Genomic DNA, 15,839 nt, shown 5'->3' with positions numbered 1-15,839 from the left:
CGGGGTGCAGCAACTCTAGAGCGGCAGCTTCAGGCGCACTCCGGTTTCGATGAAATGATGGCGCCGGTAGAACTCGAGGGTGCGGACCCAGGCGGGTTGCTCGGGCGTACCCACTTCGAGGCGGGACCAGAATCGCTCCCGGCCATATTCACAGGCGGCGGACAACAATGCCGCGCCGGCGCCGGACGAGCGAAGGGCGGGCTTCACATACAGTTCCGTGATTTCTCCGAAGCGGCCGGCGTACAGTGAAGCGCAGCTATTGAGAACGACTACGCCCACCGCTTCGCGGCTGCGTTCGGCGATGATGGCTGAAACATCTCCCGCGGACATCAAGCGAGACGTGCGATCGGACAGGTCGCGCAGACTGTAGCCGCTGGGCTCGTCGCCGGACAGCTCATCCAACAAGGCGAGCACCAGCGTCGCGATGGTGGCGATATCCGCGTACGTTGCCGTTCGAATGTGTATTGTCATTGCGTTCAAGCGATCGTGTACTCGAGGATGGAGATTGCCGTGTCGCCCTTGAGCCCGAAGACGACGCCATCGTCCTGACGGGCGACGACCCCAATAGATGGACGATTGAAGTCGCAAAAGGAGTCAGGAAATTCTGCTTTTTCCTCGCTTGCCAGAGTCGCGCGAACTTGAGGAATATTGCGGTCCATGATCAGCGTCGAAGTCAACGGACTCGCACTTTCGAAGCGCTCTTCGGCCTATGGCGTCGGGGAGGCGTATTTTTGCGCGGCGGACGATCGGGAAACCGCAGTCGACCGTCGTTACGCATTTCACAGCATCGGAGCCGTCGTCGATGGCGAGTTCGGCTATGCGGCGCGTGGTCGCCGCGTTACGGCGAGCCGTGGCGCCGTTATCTTCGGAACTGGAGACGAGGGCTTTACCGTCTGGAAGTATGGCTCCCAGCGTGTCCACCGTTCAGTCCTCGCAGTGGAACCGCGGCTCGTTGCCGAAGTTGCCGCCGACTGCGGCCTGGAGGAGCCGCGCTTTCCCGTTGAAGTCATCTCTCCCAGTCGCGCGTCGCTCGCGCTCTATGGACTGATACGCAGAATCGCTGCGAGTCCGCTCGACCAGACTGAAGCAGTGATCGAGCTGCTGGCCACTGCCTTTGGCGCGGACGTGAAGCAGCGATCGTCGCACGTCAGTGCACTGGAGAGCAGGCGCGTGCTGCAAGTCGCGCGGGATATGGAACAACGCTATGCCCACCCCGTGACGCTCGATGAAATGGCTGGCAACGCCAACCTCAGCCGCTATCACTTCATTCGGGTGTTTCACGCCGTGACGGGCGAGACTCCAAAGCAACGCCTCATCGGAATACGACTTCGTGCCGCGGCAGATCGGCTGATAGCGACGCGGCAACCCATCACCCAGCTGGCTCTGGAAGTCGGCTTCAACGATATCTCTCATTTCACTACCGCCTTCCGTCAGGCATTCAGGGTCAGTCCTCGCGCCTGGCGCCGGATCGATTGAGCCGGGTGCGCTCGGTTGATGCCTTTCTGGCATCGAGGCGGCGCAAGATTTTCTCCAATTGAAATCGCAGTCGTCCGATTTCCGCGCCTCGACGAGAGGGGTAAGAGCCCTTGTTGGGATCGAGCAGATACACCGTGGCCCGTTCGCGGTACGCCGGCGGCGCCCACCGGGTCGTCATCGCTTCATCTCTACTTGGTGGCGTGATGGATTACGTAAGCGGCCGGCGATGGAACCGCGGGAGTGACAAACATGGCGGGATTCAGAAGCCGCGACGCAGCTCGACGCTGGATTCAGCCGTCGACCATGACGAGCTCCGCGTCCCGTATCACATAGCGGTCGTAACGGTAGTCGCGGATGAAGACGATGCGGTCCTTACGCCATTCCAACCACATGAAGTACGCCGGGCCGGGCGCGCTTCCGCACTCGAACGCCGCGATGACTTCGCGTTTCTCCAGCCAGGCGGGCGTTAGTCGGATGCCGTCGGTTTTCGCGTAGGTGTTGAAGAATGTGCCGACATACTTCGTGCCGGTTCGAACCGGATGTGATGACTGCTGCAGCTTTACATCGCTTGCGAGCAACGCACGCAGGGCAGGCCAGTCGCGTTGATTGAAGTGCATGACGAAGCGCGCGACAGCAGCAGAGGGCGTGTGCTCTCGCTTGGGTGGCACGGGGCGCTCGCTGATTTCGCGCAGCCGGGCCCGGCCGCGGGCGAGGTGAGCCTTGACCGAGTCCACCGACAAATCGAGTAGGGCGGCGATATCGAGCAGCGGCTCGCCGAGCACATCCTTGAGCACCACGACGCTACGCTGCGCCGGTGGCAGCTCCGTAAAGCGCGAAACTGCGGTGTTCACTGCTTCATGCTGCAGGAGGGTCAGCAATGGATCCGGCGTGTCGGGATCGGAAATTTCGACGGCGGCATCGATGGGTTCCAGCTTTCGCAACGCTCGGCCGCGCAGGATATCGAGCGCCCGGTTGTGAGCAATCCGGAACAACCAGGCGCGCAGCACCGTGGGCTCTTGCAACTCGTGCAGGGCCTGCAATGCCCGCGCCATGGTGTCCTGGACCACGTCCTCGCCATCCACGACCGACCCCATCAGACGCGAGCAATAGCGGTGCAGCTCGGGCCGCAGCTCCCTGGCCTGTGCGAGGAACTCCGCCTGATACTTCGCGTCGAGCGGCTTCGATCTCGCGTTCAATCCGCAAATTCCTCCATCGTGTCGCCGCCAGCATGGCAGTTGTCCGGCGCGCAAACTTGGGAAAAATTGCTAATGTCGATTACAGCCGCCCAAGCTTCCCACTAGGGAACATTCGATCCGGTTGGGACAAAACGCGTGTCGCTCCAGTGCGCCGCTTCGACAAAAAGCCCAACCGGCTCGTCACCGGTTGGGCGGTCGGCCCTCGAAGTCCGCGTGTTATGGGGTGTTCGTGATGCGCACGCTGCCAGAGGTGACCTGGGCAGGAACGGCGATCATCGTTTGCCCCGGCAGGTGCCAGCGTTGATACACACTGCGGGTGTTGCAGTCGGACAAGACGAAGGGCGTGCCGTCGTTGCCGCTGTCGTTGGCCGCGAGACACCGTCCCGAGTTGGGATTGCGCAGTAACCCGCTCGAGATCACGGTCCACTGCTGAGCGAGCGTTCCGTTACAGCGGAAGGACTGGATCGGCGTGCCGTTGGTCGTGCCGGACGAGGTCACATCCATGCAGGCGCCGCCGCCCACCGTGAGCACCACGTTGCCGCCGACCGGGACTACCGTCCATTCCTGGCCGTCCGCGCCGCAAGTGCCGACGACGATCTTGCCATTGCGGTTCTCCGCGCATTTGTTCGGCAGGCTGACGGCGCTGATCGATCCAGTCGGCGTCGCTACGGCGATATTCCACTGCTGCGCGCTAGAACCGTTGCAATCCCAAATGCGCGTCTGCCCGCCGGCGTCCAGGTCACCCGCGTCGAGGCATCGACCGGAGCTCGGATTCTTCAGGGTCGAGCCGACCATCTGCCACCTCTGCGCGCTCGTCCAGTTGCACGAGTGTAGCTCCACCGGCGTGCCATTGGCCGTGCCCGCGGAAGAAACATTCAGGCATTTTCCATGGACGCGTACCGCATACGTTCCATCCGAATTCAGCACCGCGGAAAAGTACTGGTTATCGGTGCCGGTGCACACCCAGCTTCCGATCGGGTTGCCGTCGTCGGTGCCGAACGCGTAGTTGTCGAGGCACTTGCCTGCGAGCGCGGCAGTGATGCTGCCCGTCCTGATATCGTGTCCGGGCACGTTCAGCATGCTCAGCCAGGCGTCATCCAGCGAGCGGAACCTCGTCAGGTTGGTGAGGACGCCGTCGTGGTAGGTGCCGTTGTGGAGCGCGACGTTCGTTTTGCGAACGCTGTCGGGACGAGCCCGCTGCCTGAAATATTCGAGCAGCAACGAGCCTTGACTGTAGCCCTGCACGTAACTGTCGGTCGCTTTCGGAACGATGGGCGGGCGATCTTTGTAGATATGTTCGCGCGTCCAGTCGGCCGTGCCCTCGATGATCCAGCCGCGGGCAAATCCGGCAGGGCTTTGGACGATGTGCGTGAACTCGTGGATGAACATGCCGAGGTCCTGCGGATTCTTGCGCGCGTATTCGGGATCGACCACGATGAGCCCGCGGCGCCAGTCCGCATAAGCCGGGTCCGCGCTGGGATCGAACTGGATCGTGAAGCTCATCCGGGGCGTGTAGTCGGGATAGGCAATCAGATTCGAGATCTTCGGATACCACGCCAGCACTTCCGGCAGCACATATTGGTTCGCCCACGAGGCCAGGTCCGGGGCGAGCGAGGTATCGATCGCGACCTCCGGCTGCGACGTAGTGTCGGTGGGAGCGGTGACCAGCGTCGCGGCCGACAGCTCCGAGACTGCGCCGTTGCCGTCGATCGCCTGAACCTGATAGCTGTAACTGCCGCCGCGCGAAATCTCCCAATCCGTGAAGCGTGTTCCTCGCTTGTAGACGGTCCCCGGGTTGCTCGCGCTGGACGTACCGATGCGCACGCCGTCGCGATACACGTTATATCGGGTGATTGCGGTGTCCCCAGTGCTGCCGGCCCACATGAGCACGATGCTGTCGCCGCCCGTCACGGCGTCGAGTCCTGTTGGAGTCGTTGGCGGCGCCGCCAACGCGGTTTGAACCCAGAGCGATGCCGCAGCTGTCGCTGCGATCCATCGAGTCGCGGATTGTATCTTGCCGGGCGACGAGCGACCCGCATGCGATTGCTGTTGCAATCCATTCATCATCGAAGTCTCCATTGAGCGAACGAGCGCGCGGATCATAGCTAGCAATCGCATCGCGCACGCGAAGTAGCAAACATTAGCCGTCAATGAAACATTCATGAATCGCGATGACCTTCGACGGCATCGATTGCACGTAGCGTGTGTATCGGAATATTCGCTCACGCTCACATCACCGCAATTTTCCCCAAGACCGTGACCGCGGGTTCGTGGCTGACATCGCCCGCCATTCCAGAGAGGCTGTCGAACTGCTAGCACGACAGTCCGGAATCGGCATACCAGCGGTGTACACGGCACGCTCACTGCCGTCGCTGCCATAACCCTAGCTTCTGGAAGGCACTCGCTGGCACTGCGCTCCGATGACAGCGGCGTGCTGCTGATCACTCCTGCATCAGAGGATCGCGCCGGCGAAGTCTCGGATGGTCCGCCTTCGTCGGCAGCGGGTGACGATCCGATGCCTCGGCTCGTGGGAGAAGAAATAATCGTGACCGCACGAAAGCGCACGAAGCGTCTGCAAGACGTGCCGCAGAGTATCCAGGCCATTTCGGGCGAAGAGCTACGCAAACAGGTGCGCTCAATTTCGCGGACTATGCGCGCACCGTCGCCGGCGTTTCCTTTCAGGACGACGGCCCCGGCAGGTCGCAGCGACGAACGCCGGTGACGGAGGGCTCGTCCCAGCCGGATCTGCGCTTGTACGATACGCTCTTCTTCGGCACGTCATCGCTCGAACGCGCGCTCACGCACTACATGGCGCATTGTCACGAAGAGCGTACTCACCAGGGACTGCAGTCTAAGAAGTGGTCGAGTAAGGCGCAGGGCGAGACTCGGCGGAATGCTAGACTTCTATATCGAGAAGCTGCCTAACATCGAGATCTGTGGGTTACGTCCTTGGACAGCACGGACGGAGTTGTAAGGCACTACGGATTGGCATCAAACCACGAAGCAAGAGGGCCCATGCTCGTCACCAGTCGCTACGCCGAGCTCGCGCAGACCCTTTGGGATGAGCTGGCCGACTTTCCGGTCGCGCACGCCGAACAGGCGCTGCACTTCCTGCAGGAAAGAATCTGCGGTGTGATGGGAGCGCAAAATGCTTGCTGGATCGGGGCCGTCCGCATCTCCGGCGAGTTTCCGGAAGATCCGGTCGCAGGCTGGCGGCCGCGCATCGTGTCGCACCTGCATTCGTTTCCTGAGCTGCGCGAGGCGTCACGGCAGGATGTCAAGGATCTCGAACGAGGGAAAGTCGATCTCACCACGGCGCGCAACGTCGCCGGCGCGGGTACATTCCGCGTCAACCGCCTGGTGGATCTGGCGCCCCCGGAATGGTTCGATTCGGCGTACTACCGCGTCACCTACCGGAACAAAGGTCACGAAGACGCGATCTGGGCCGGGGTGCCCGTCAACTCGGATGCGGAATGCTATTTCGGGGTATTCCGCGGGCCGAAGGCGCCTCGTTTCTCGCCGGAGGAACGGGACGCCTTCGGATACATCCTCCGAGCGCTCAAATGGTTCCATCGCCGGCTCATGCTCAGCCATGGTCTGCTGATTGCCGAGACCCCACCGACGCCCACGGAAAGGAAGGTACTGCACGGCTTGCTGACAGGCCGGTCGGAGAAGGAAATCGCGGCCGACATCGGCCAGAGTTACAACACTACGCACGCGCATGTCGGCATCCTCTATCGCAAGTTCGGAGTGAAGAACCGCGCGGCGCTCATGGCGCTATGGATCAGCGGCGGAGCGTAGCGACACGGCGGCCGACCGGCTCCGGCGACGACTTTGTAGATCTGTGAGTTACATCGCGTGTGGGGCGCCTGCCCCCTCTGATTAGAGGGTGCCTGTCGCCTGTGTGCTCTCGCTAGAGTCTGCGCCGCCATCGGCCGAAGCCCACCGGTAAATATCCCCAGTCGAGCGGAACACGCTCGGCGCATGGAGGGAACATCGCCTGGATCGTCCCGGTGGCCCTTTGGACCCGATCCGGGTTCGCGAACAGGAAGTTTCGATGAACACAAAGCAGGGCCAGGCGTGCCCGAAGGCTCGCGTGAACGTACTGGCTGCGCCGGTTGCAATTGCCGTCTCGGTCGCGCTCATTCTTCCACCGCAATACGCCTATGGGCTGCCGACTGCCGGCGAGCTCGTCGCCGGCAATGTTACGGTGACGGTCGACGGCACGCAGATGCGGCTCGATCAAACTTCGCGCGCCGCCATCATGAACTGGCAGCAGTTCAACATCGCACCGAACGAGTTGGTGCGCATTCTTCAGAACGGCACGGACGCCGCCATGCTCGCACGCGTGACGGGCGGGAACCCTTCCGAACTGTTAGGTCGATTGCAGGCCAATGGCAAGCTGTTCCTGATCAATTCAAAAGGTGTGATCGTAGGCCCGGGAGCGATGATCGATACCGCGGCGTTCCTCGCTTCGACGCTGGATGTGGCGGACGCGGATTTCCTGAAGCAGGGCGCGTTCACCTTCAAGGGTGACAGCGATGCAGGCATCGTGAATCTCGGCAAGGTCACGGCGCATGAGGGCAACGTGGTGCTACTGGCCCACACCGTAAAAAACGCCGGTCAGCTTGCCGCACCGAACGGAGCCGTCGGGCTGGGTGCAGGTTCGGAGGTCTACCTCGCATCGCCGGATGCGCCGGTGTTCATCGTCAAGGCGCATCTGCCGTCCGCCGGCCCCGGCGCTGTCGGCATCGACAACTCCGGTGTGATAACCGCCGCACAGGCTCAACTCGAAGCCGCGGGCGGCAGCATCTACGATCTGGCCGTCAATCACAGCGGCGTCGTTCGGGCCAGTGGTGTGGAACGCCGGGCGGACGGTCGCGTTCTCATCACGGCCGCTGGCGGCAACGTAGCAATGACTGGCACAGTCGCCGCGCGCGACGCCAACGGTTCGGGCGGCGAGATCCTGGTGGGTGGCGACTATCGTGGCGGCAACGCCGAGGTGGCCAACGCCGCCAGGACTCATGTCGCGGCAAGCGCCGTTCTCGACGCCAGTGCGTCGTCTACGACGGGCGATGGTGGTCGCGTGATCGTGTGGGCCGACAATGCCACGGCTTTCCGTGGCGCTTTGGAGGCACGCGCGGGCGGGCAGGGCGGCGACGGTGGATTTGCGGAAGTTTCGGGCAAACATTCGCTGGCATTCGATGGTGCCGTGGACCTGTCCGCTCCGGCGGGTGAGCGTGGTGAGTTGCTGCTCGATCCGGACAACATCACGATCGTCGCAGGTTCCACCACGCTGCCAGATGCGCTTACCGAATTTCCCCACTCGTGGTTCGAGACCGACGATCCGGGCGACCAGACGCTGGGCGCGGATTCTCTCGCGAACCTCCTGCTCAACAGCGATGTGAGTCTATACGCCACGGACACACTGACGGTGGATACGCCGGTGACTGTCGCGTCCGGCGGCGCAAATTCCGTGACCCTCACTCTTTCCGCTTCGACGCTGGCGATCAACGAAAGCGTCTCGCTGGCGAACGTCACCGACAGCAGGCTATATCTGAGTCACAACGTAACCGGGCCGGGTTCGAGCCTGACGAGTGCCATCGATGCGACGCTGACCGCCGATAGAATTCGCATCAGCGGATTCCCGATCGTGGCGCTGAACGGCGCTGTGTCCGCGGATCAACTGACCTACGCGATGATGCAGCCAGGCACGTCGTTTATCGCCACGCATCCCGACAACGCCATCGGCAATCTGACCATCATCAGCGACGAGGCTGATCCGCAGCCGGTGAGCTTCAGTGGCAACGTGTCCGTGCACAGCGGTTCCTCGATGAGCGTAGCGGCGCTCGTCGATTCTGCAAACAATGTCACGCTGTCCTCGGCCGGCGACCTGACGTTGTTGGGAACGGACGGCGGCATGCCAGCCACCTCCATCAGCGCTGCCGGCGTGACGCGACTTGCTTCAACCGGCGGAGTGCTCGTCAATCAAGCTGGCTCGGGCCTGCTGTCGGGCACGGGTCGACGGCTGCTCTACACCTCGAATACGGCCGGCGCCTTCACGCTCGGCGGACTGTCGGGATACGCGCAGTTCGACGGCGTGGGCTTCCCCGACGACACGCAGGGCATGGTGACGCTGGTTCTATACAACGCTGCCGGCGCGGGGCCGACGCTCACGCTGACGATCACGGCGAACGATTTCATCCGTTTGTACGGTCAGCCGAACCCGGTTTTTACCGCTTCGTTCTCGGGCGGCACGAGTGCGGATCTTACCGTGCAACCTACGTTCTCGATTCAGGGTGGGCCGGCCGTCAATGTCGGTACGTACACCATCGTCGCGTCCGGGGCAGCTTCGAACACTCACAACATCGAGTACGTCAACGGCACGTTCCGGATCGATCCCGCCGTCCTCACGTATGTGGCGAGTCCTGCGCGCCGTTTCTATGGCGACTCGAATCCGTTGTTCGGCGGCAGCGTCATCGGGTTCGTCAACGGCGACACGCTGGCGAGTGCCACGACCGGCACACTGACGTTTGATTCCTTCGCGACCGCGGGCTCTGACGCTGGTGTCGACAGCATCCACGGTTCGGGACTGTCGGCAAACAACGGAAACTATATCTTCGAACAGGCGGTGACCAACTTCTCCGCGCTCACCATCGACCGCGCGCCTCTGACTGTTACCGTTGGCAACGCGACGCGGATGTATGGCTCCGCCAATCCGCAGTTCGACTGGGCGATCAGCGGGTTTCGCAACGAGGACGACTTCGGCGTCCTGACGAGCTTTGGCCTGTTCACCAACGCCACGGCTCTCTCATCCATCGGTGCATACGAGATCTCCGCCGGCGGCATCGCGAGGAACTATGTGCTCGATGTCGTACCCGGAACGCTCTCGATCACGCCGGCGCCGCTCACTCTGCAGGGGTCGAGCGTGTCCAGTGTCTTCGGCAGCGCGCACCAGCTCGGCTACACGGTGAGCGGACTGTTGAACGGCGACACGCCGGACGTGCTCAGCGGCGTCACGTTCGACCGGGCGTTCTTCAACACCACCGCTCCCGGAGACTATTCGTTCGGATTCTCCAATACCGGCACAACACTGAACTACGAGGTCGTCGCAACCACGCCAGGATCGTTGACGATCGAGAGGCAGACGATCACGGCTCAGGTGAGCGATACGCGCAGTGTGTGGGGCGCAGCGCCCGCGTCATATCCGGTGATGTTCACGCCGCCGCAGTTCGGCGGGCCTCAGTTCACGATTGAAGCCGCTCCGGATCGGATACCTGATCGGCCAGGTCAGTACATCCTCACGCCGGTGATCAAGCCGCTGGGTAGCGCCACGCTCGAGGAAATCGAACGTTACTACACGTTCGACCTGCAGCCCGGCACGCTGATACTCGATGCGCCACCGCTCAATCCCGTGGTGCTCAAGCAGGGCGCGATTCTTTCAGCGGAAGAGGTGACGAAGCAGATGCGCGATATCCTCGACCAGGAACAATCCAAGGTCGAGGTCGTGTACAACCTGGGCGGCGGGAACCCGCTCACGCCCTACGATCTGTCGCGGGCGGCCAGGGATTTCGGTCCCGAGCTCGTGGCGCTTGCCCCAGGGCTGCTCGCAAGCGACACCGTGAAGAGTTTTACGAAAGATCAGGTGGAGCTGCTGGAGCAACTGCGCGACGGCAAGCTGACGTTCGCCGAGCTCAGTCACCGGATCGAGAACGATCTGGCAGCCGCCAGCGCAATCATTCCCCTGATCTCGCAGGCCGTGTTCGAGGCGGTGGCGAGCGGCAAGGAACTCACCATGCCGCAACAGGCGTTGGTGGCGCGCATCGCAAATCGAGTCAATGAGCAGCGGCGGATTCTGAAAGAAGAGCTGACCAATCAGCTGCGCGCGTTCAACGAGGAAAAGGCGGCCATCGGCGCGAACAATCCCTTTGCGCTGAAGACCATGCCGGATATCGCCATCAGTGCCCAGCAGGCCGCCACCGAAAGAGCGCTGGGTGCGGCGTTCGGCGCGGCGGGTGGCGCTGCCCTCGGCGGCAGCGTGGTCGCGGCGCTGCAGTTCACCGGTGCCGTTGTGGGGCACTCATTTGCGACAAGTTCAACAGGCGTCCTCCAGACAACAGGAACGGTAACAATCGGCGCCTCGGGCGCTACGGCGATCATTGGCGTTGCGGTAGCGCTGGTCGTGATTGGCGTGCAGTCCGCAATCATGGTAGCGCAGGAAAACCAGAACAAAGATGCTTACAGCACCATGATGAGCCGAGCCACGACGCACGCGGACGCGAAGCTCGCCGGACTCGATCTGAAGAACGATTCGCTCGCAAAGGCCGAGTTTCTGAACGCCTTCACGATGGCGATGTTGGAAACGGGGGCGAAATGAGCGGCCGTTCTTTTGCTGGCACGCATGCTAAGGTGCGCGTCCTGATCCTGCTATTGGCGCCTGTTCTCGTCCAGGGCCAGTCGCCAGCTGCTGATACGTCTCCCCCGCCCGGAACGGAACCGCTCGCTGGCGAAACAGTTTTCATCGAAAGCCTGCGCGGTGTGATCACTGTGCCGGACGCGAGGCAGGTTGGTGAGCCCATTCTCGCGCATCTCGATGGCGTGGACATCTCTCGCACGCCGCTACTTTCCGATCCTGCCGCAGCGGAGCTGATCAAGCTCTTTTTGAACAAACCAATGTCATTCGGATCGGCCGATCGGCTATGCAGCGCTTTGCGTGTTTGGTTGCGCAGCGTGGGCCAACCCTTCGTCGCAGTGTTTGTGCCGCCGCAGGAGGTGACTGCGGGCGTCCTTCGCGTCGTCGTGCAGCGCGCACGCCTCGAGGGCGAACTGAACATCGAAGGGGAGAAGTGGTTCTCGGAAAGTTCGTACCGCAAAGCCGTGCCGCTCTATGCCGGAGACGAGATCGACGCGGCGGCGATCCGGGCTGGCGTAGAACGTCTGAATAACAGCGCTTACCGGCGCGTGACCGTTGCGGCAGAGCCAGGAAATGATAGCGGCACGACTCGGCTCATCCTGCGGGCGCAGGAAGCGAGGCCCTGGGAAGTCGTTACCGGCTGGAACAACTCCGGCACCGCGGTGACGGACGAAAGCCGCGCGACGGCGGGCTTTACGTGGGGCAATGCGTTTGGTCGCGGCGATGCGCTTGGTTACAACTTTTCGGCGGACCCTGAATTGAACCACTCGCGCAGTCATTCGGCCAATTACGGTACGAGCTTCGAATCAGGCCAGTCACTCTCGCTGTTCGGGTCGTGGTCGAAGATCGAGTCCGCGCTGCCCGAGCCGCTGACGCAGGAAGGCACGTCGTGGCAGACGGGTGTGCGCTATTCAGTGCCCTTCGCAACGACGGCGAGCGGCTGGACGCGCAGCCTGTCGTTCGGCGCTGATTTCAAATATTCCGACAACACTCTGGAGTTCGCAGCCATTCCGATCACCGACAACGTCACACACATTGCGCAGGTGGGCGTCACGTTCTCGTTGTCACGTCGTGAGGCGGAGTACGCGACATGGTTGACGGCGTCCGCGTACGCCAGCCCCGGCGGAGTGACTGATGATAACGAAGATGCGGCCTTCGACATTGCTCGCCCCGGCGCCAAGGCGAATTACGCCTACGGTCGGCTTGATGTAGGTTACACGCGTCAATTGCCACAGAAATTTTCCCTGAGTGTATCCGCAAGCGTGCAGGCTGCGAGTGGGGCGCTGCTGGGGACCGAACAGCTCAACGGCGGCGGCGTGTCAGGCGTTCGCGGCTATCGGGAAAGCAGTGCGTTCGGCGACGCAGGCGCGCTCGTGCGCACTGAGCTTCACATGCGGTCTTTCTCGCTGATGCGCGGGCGTGACGTGGCGGACGTCTTTTTCTTCATCGACGGCGCGGTGCTCCATACACGCGGACTGGGCGGCGGTACCTTCGAGCTCGGCTCCAGCGGGCCAGGCCTGAACTATCGAATCGGACGTCACTTTTCGCTAAGCGGCGCGTTCGGCTGGCAGTTCCGCGAGCTTGTCAGCTCTTCAGCGCGCGCTTCATATCACGGCCATTTTAATGCCAATGTGAGCTTCTAGTCCTTCGCATTGATAGACTCAACAGCTATTGGTCAACGGGGCCTGGTCAGCGATGATGTCTCGCGATGGCAAGAGGGCGACCGAAGCGGGAAGTGACTTTGACCGAGGCGGAGCATGCCCTGCCTGTCCTCGCTGGAGCTTTGGTTGTAGCGATAGCCGACTTCAACCGTCGTGATGCCGGCACGTTCCAGGTCATAAGAGAAATCGGTGCGAAATGCGTCTTCACGGTTCTCGGTCTTGCTCGCGGACTGATCGAACTGCGCCAGGACATAGTTTGCGGGGTCCAGCAGCATCTCCACCGTTGGCGTGGTCGGCAGGCCTTGCGCAATGCCAAAGGCCAGCGCACCGCCCGTCAGATCGAATTGGACCGGCACACCATTGTCGATTCTGGTGCCTGTTGCCGAATTCGGATTGATGAAATTCAGAGTAGAGGTAGTCCCGGGGAACTTGGAATCCGAGAATTCGACGGTCGCTGAAAATCTGTCGCGCTGCCACCGGCTGGTCGGCATCCATTACCGGCGGGGAGTGCAATCGTCAATCTGGCATCACAGGCCGGACAGTCGTCGTCGGGTTGCGTCTCCTGGGCATCGTCCCCTGACGCGCAATGCGGATACTCGGGATCAGTTTCGCTGCTCGCGCGCAGAGCTGCCGAGTTCGGAGTCGTGAAGCGAGCGAATGCGCTCGCGAACTTCAGGCTCCAGACCTTTCAAACCCCAGGTCTTACCGATGGCGATCGCATCCTCTTCTGACTGGCCTTCAAGCCACGCAGCTCGGAGTGCGGCGATGGCGCCGACACGATTGCCGCTGGCGCAGTGGACGAGGACCGGCCGTTTCGCATTCCGCATCATTCGATCGAAGGCGATCGCGTTCTCTCGTGTCAGGTCCGCGGCACCACGCACCGGAAGGTTCGAATAGTTGATGCCGGCGGATCGAACAGCATTCGCCTCGTCGAAGTCGGGGGTCTCGTCATCTGGCGTGAGATCGATGACGTGTTCGATGCCGGCATCGTTCAATTGCGCGATGTCCTCAGGCTTCAATCGGCCTGCCGCTATGATGCCCGGGGAAGGTGAGACCGCAGCGGCGACCTGCGGCATTGGCGTTTGCGACCTTGACGTTGCACAGCCAACACATATCGAGAGCGCAATCGACGCGGCAACGAACGAATTCTTCACGGCTTAAATCCTCAAGCTCGATTGATCAGCCGATGCAACAGCATGCCGCCAATCATGGCTGGTACGAACCACAGTGCTTCCAGTGAGCCAATGCCCAGGCCGGCCAGCGCTGGTCCCGGGCAGTACCCAGCGAGCCCCCAGCCACAGCCAAACAAGGCCGCGCCGAGGAGCAAACGTCGATCGATGCGACGCAGGTTAGACATATGAAATGTGCTTGCAAGTACTGGGCTGCCGCGCCGAAGTACGAATCGGAACAGCACGACTGTGGTGGCCACCGCTCCCCCAAGAACGAAGAGCAGGGCAGGGTCGAAGTTGCCGAAGACATCGAGAAACCCAAGTATCCGCCGCGGATCCGTCATGCCGGACATGGCGAGGCCAGTGCCAAAGAGGGCGCCCGAGACAAGAGCTGCGATCACGAGCGGTGCCATTTTCAACTCACGACGTGTTTGACGAGGAAGGTAGTGGCCATGGCAGTCGACATGAAGGTCAGTACCGCAACGAACGAACGCAGCGAGAGTCGGCCCAGGCCGCAGACCCCGTGTCCGCTGGTGCAACCGTTACCCATGCGAGTGCCGAATCCTACGAGCAGTCCCGCAGCGATCAGCGCAAGGCGCGAATAGTCAGTGCGCGGCAGCGCGGCGCCCGGAACAAATGCCATGTAGGCGCCGCCTGCGACGATGAGTCCGATGAGAAACGCATATCGCCATGCGATGTCGCCTTTGTTTGGGAAGATCACGCCGTTGAAAATCCCGCTCACGCCAGCGACGCGGCCGTTGAGCCACAACAATAGGGTCGCGGCCAATCCGATCAGCACTCCGCCCGCGAGCGCGCTCATCCAGGTTGTCATCGTGCAGCCCCGATATGCCTTGCGTCGAACTTTAGTATGCGCTAATTTAGAGATTGCTAAAGTATCAGTCAAGCGTAAATGCAACTCGTATGAAACGTCCAGCTCAGTCGAAGCGCCGTAGACTTCCAGACCCAGCCGAGATGGCGCGGCACGCCGAAAGTGCGGCTGGCCTGTTGAAGGCGTTGGCTCACCCCGCGCGCCTCCTCGTACTCTGCCGACTCGTCGAAGGGGAAGCATCCGTCGGCGAGCTTCAGCCCCTCGTAGGCCTGAGCATGTCCGCGCTGTCCCAACATCTTGCAACCTTGCGCGAGATGGAGTTGGTTACTACCCGACGCGAGTCGCAGGCGATTTACTACGCACTCGCAGAAGGACCGGCAATCGGCATACTCAATGCACTCTACGCCGCCTACTGCGAGCAAGGCGCGAACTGAACGAGCTGTAATGAAAGTGCGTCTCACAAGCGATCGCTGGCTACCCGCAATGAGCTGGCTTCGTGGATACGATCGATCGACCCTCACCGGCGATCTGTTCGCGGCTCTCATCGTTACGCTCATGCTCATTCCGCAGAGCCTTGCCTACGCAATGCTTGCAGGGTTGCCTCCGCAGATCGGGTTGTATGCCAGTATCGCCCCGCTCATCGCCTATGCGGCGTTCGGAACGAGTCGCACGTTGTCCGTCGGCCCGGTCGCGGTCGTCTCGTTGATGACGGCAGCGGCGGCAGGGAAGATCGCGGGAGCAGGCTCGGCCAGCTACATTGAAGCTGCACTTGTCCTGGCGTTGCTATCCGGTGTGGTGCTGCTCGCCATGGCCGTGCTTCGTTTGGGTTTTCTCGCGACTTTCCTCAGCCATCCTGTGATCTCTGGATTCATCACTGCATCGGCACTGCTCATTGCGGCCAGCCAGCTGAAACATCTGCTCGGCGTGAGTGTTGAGGGCGATACGCTCATTCAGCTGTCGCCGGCATTATGATCCTGCCCCGGTTTAGCGGACACCCGGATAAGCGAGTTAATATCGCTATCTGAGGGTGAGAGATGAAAGGCAAGAAGATCGAGAAGCAGGTCCGGAAGCAGTATAGCCCGGAGTTCAAGAAGG

Annotated in this window: 13 protein-coding genes and 1 pseudogene; 6 read left to right on the top strand and 8 right to left on the bottom strand. The window is 61.8% G+C overall.

The features are described 5' to 3' along the window. Positions 1-15: 15 nt before the first annotated feature. Positions 16-471: a GNAT family N-acetyltransferase gene (locus EK373_RS31730; protein ID WP_129649393.1), complete on the bottom strand. Its 456-nt coding sequence runs from the start codon at positions 469-471 to the stop codon at positions 16-18. 5 nt (positions 472-476) lie between these two features. Beyond that, the gene (locus tag EK373_RS31725) at positions 477-659 is read right to left on the bottom strand and encodes a hypothetical protein (RefSeq protein ID WP_129649392.1); all 183 of its coding nucleotides are present in this window, start codon (positions 657-659) and stop codon (positions 477-479) included. On the opposite strand from EK373_RS31725, the gene EK373_RS31720 reads away from it, so the two are divergent. Continuing rightward, positions 658-1,476, top strand: coding sequence for an AraC family transcriptional regulator (locus EK373_RS31720; RefSeq protein ID WP_129649391.1), 819 nt, complete (start codon positions 658-660; stop codon positions 1,474-1,476). The two genes, EK373_RS31725 and EK373_RS31720, sit on opposite strands and share 2 nt — an antisense overlap. 290 nt (positions 1,477-1,766) lie before the next feature. Here EK373_RS31720 and EK373_RS31715 read toward each other — a convergent pair whose 3' ends face one another. Both EK373_RS31715 and EK373_RS31710 read right to left on the bottom strand, forming a co-directional pair. Next, entirely contained in the window at positions 1,767-2,672 is a 906-nt protein-coding gene (locus EK373_RS31715; RefSeq protein WP_198683808.1) for a sigma-70 family RNA polymerase sigma factor, read from the bottom strand. Positions 2,673-2,888: 216 nt separating this feature from the next. After that, a complete protein-coding gene (locus EK373_RS31710) occupies positions 2,889-4,739 on the bottom strand; it encodes a ricin-type beta-trefoil lectin domain protein (RefSeq protein ID WP_198683807.1) in 1,851 nt (616 codons plus the stop codon). Between the two features lie 948 nt (positions 4,740-5,687). Between EK373_RS31710 and EK373_RS31705 the strand changes: the two genes are divergently transcribed. The 3 genes from EK373_RS31705 to EK373_RS31695 all read left to right on the top strand — a co-directional run bounded on the left by EK373_RS31705 (position 5,688) and on the right by EK373_RS31695 (position 12,728). Next, positions 5,688-6,473, top strand: coding sequence for a helix-turn-helix transcriptional regulator (locus EK373_RS31705; RefSeq protein ID WP_129649389.1), 786 nt, complete (start codon positions 5,688-5,690; stop codon positions 6,471-6,473). Positions 6,474-6,729: 256 nt separating this feature from the next. Beyond that, positions 6,730-11,049: an MBG domain-containing protein gene (locus EK373_RS31700; protein WP_129649388.1), complete on the top strand. Its 4,320-nt coding sequence runs from the start codon at positions 6,730-6,732 to the stop codon at positions 11,047-11,049. Beyond that, positions 11,046-12,728, top strand: coding sequence for a ShlB/FhaC/HecB family hemolysin secretion/activation protein (locus EK373_RS31695; RefSeq protein WP_129649387.1), 1,683 nt, complete (start codon positions 11,046-11,048; stop codon positions 12,726-12,728). The genes EK373_RS31700 and EK373_RS31695 overlap by 4 nt, the downstream gene beginning before the upstream one ends. A gap of 32 nt (positions 12,729-12,760) precedes the next feature. Here EK373_RS31695 and EK373_RS31690 read toward each other — a convergent pair whose 3' ends face one another. The 4 genes from EK373_RS31690 to EK373_RS31675 form a co-directional block, all read right to left on the bottom strand. Next, on the bottom strand, positions 12,761-13,102 hold the full coding sequence (locus EK373_RS31690; RefSeq protein WP_129649386.1) for a hypothetical protein: 342 nt from the start codon (positions 13,100-13,102) through the stop codon (positions 12,761-12,763). Between the two features lie 246 nt (positions 13,103-13,348). Further along, positions 13,349-13,822 carry a beta-lactamase hydrolase domain-containing protein gene (locus EK373_RS31685; protein ID WP_129649385.1) on the bottom strand — a complete coding sequence of 158 codons (474 nt, stop codon included), beginning with the start codon at positions 13,820-13,822 and terminating at the stop codon, positions 13,349-13,351. A gap of 89 nt (positions 13,823-13,911) precedes the next feature. Further along, positions 13,912-14,328 carry a DUF6691 family protein gene (locus EK373_RS31680; protein ID WP_129649384.1) on the bottom strand — a complete coding sequence of 139 codons (417 nt, stop codon included), beginning with the start codon at positions 14,326-14,328 and terminating at the stop codon, positions 13,912-13,914. A 2-nt stretch (positions 14,329-14,330) separates the two neighbouring features. Beyond that, positions 14,331-14,747: a YeeE/YedE family protein gene (locus EK373_RS31675; RefSeq protein WP_129649383.1), complete on the bottom strand. Its 417-nt coding sequence runs from the start codon at positions 14,745-14,747 to the stop codon at positions 14,331-14,333. Between the two features lie 89 nt (positions 14,748-14,836). On the opposite strand from EK373_RS31675, the gene EK373_RS31670 reads away from it, so the two are divergent. Together EK373_RS31670 and EK373_RS31665 are read left to right on the top strand one after the other, a co-directional pair. Next, a complete protein-coding gene (locus EK373_RS31670) occupies positions 14,837-15,178 on the top strand; it encodes an ArsR/SmtB family transcription factor (RefSeq protein WP_129649382.1) in 342 nt (113 codons plus the stop codon). 10 nt (positions 15,179-15,188) lie between these two features. Then, positions 15,189-15,713 (top strand): annotated as a pseudogene (locus tag EK373_RS31665) (SulP family inorganic anion transporter); the annotation flags it as partial. Between the last annotated feature and the right edge of the window lie 126 nt (positions 15,714-15,839).

Origin of the sequence: Peristeroidobacter agariperforans, assembly GCF_004138335.1 — a bacterium.
GTDB lineage: Bacteria > Pseudomonadota > Gammaproteobacteria > Steroidobacterales > Steroidobacteraceae > Steroidobacter > Steroidobacter agariperforans.
This window is presented reverse-complemented; position numbering and strand designations above follow the sequence as displayed.

Bases quoted from the DNA above. Each gene is read 5' to 3' on its own strand.
- EK373_RS31695 (WP_129649387.1), top strand. From the start codon at position 11,046: ATGAGCGGCCGTTCTTTTGCTGGCACGCATGCTAAGGTGCGCGTCCTG.
- EK373_RS31700 (WP_129649388.1), top strand. From the start codon at position 6,730: ATGAACACAAAGCAGGGCCAGGCGTGCCCGAAGGCTCGCGTGAACGTA.
- EK373_RS31685 (WP_129649385.1), bottom strand. From the start codon at position 13,822: ATGCCGCAGGTCGCCGCTGCGGTCTCACCTTCCCCGGGCATCATAGCG.
- EK373_RS31730 (WP_129649393.1), bottom strand. From the start codon at position 471: ATGACAATACACATTCGAACGGCAACGTACGCGGATATCGCCACCATC.
- EK373_RS31705 (WP_129649389.1), top strand. From the start codon at position 5,688: ATGCTCGTCACCAGTCGCTACGCCGAGCTCGCGCAGACCCTTTGGGAT.
- EK373_RS31725 (WP_129649392.1), bottom strand. From the start codon at position 659: ATGGACCGCAATATTCCTCAAGTTCGCGCGACTCTGGCAAGCGAGGAA.
- EK373_RS31720 (WP_129649391.1), top strand. From the start codon at position 658: ATGATCAGCGTCGAAGTCAACGGACTCGCACTTTCGAAGCGCTCTTCG.
- EK373_RS31680 (WP_129649384.1), bottom strand. From the start codon at position 14,328: ATGGCACCGCTCGTGATCGCAGCTCTTGTCTCGGGCGCCCTCTTTGGC.
- EK373_RS31710 (WP_198683807.1), bottom strand. From the start codon at position 4,739: ATGATGAATGGATTGCAACAGCAATCGCATGCGGGTCGCTCGTCGCCC.
- EK373_RS31670 (WP_129649382.1), top strand. From the start codon at position 14,837: ATGAAACGTCCAGCTCAGTCGAAGCGCCGTAGACTTCCAGACCCAGCC.
- EK373_RS31675 (WP_129649383.1), bottom strand. From the start codon at position 14,747: ATGACAACCTGGATGAGCGCGCTCGCGGGCGGAGTGCTGATCGGATTG.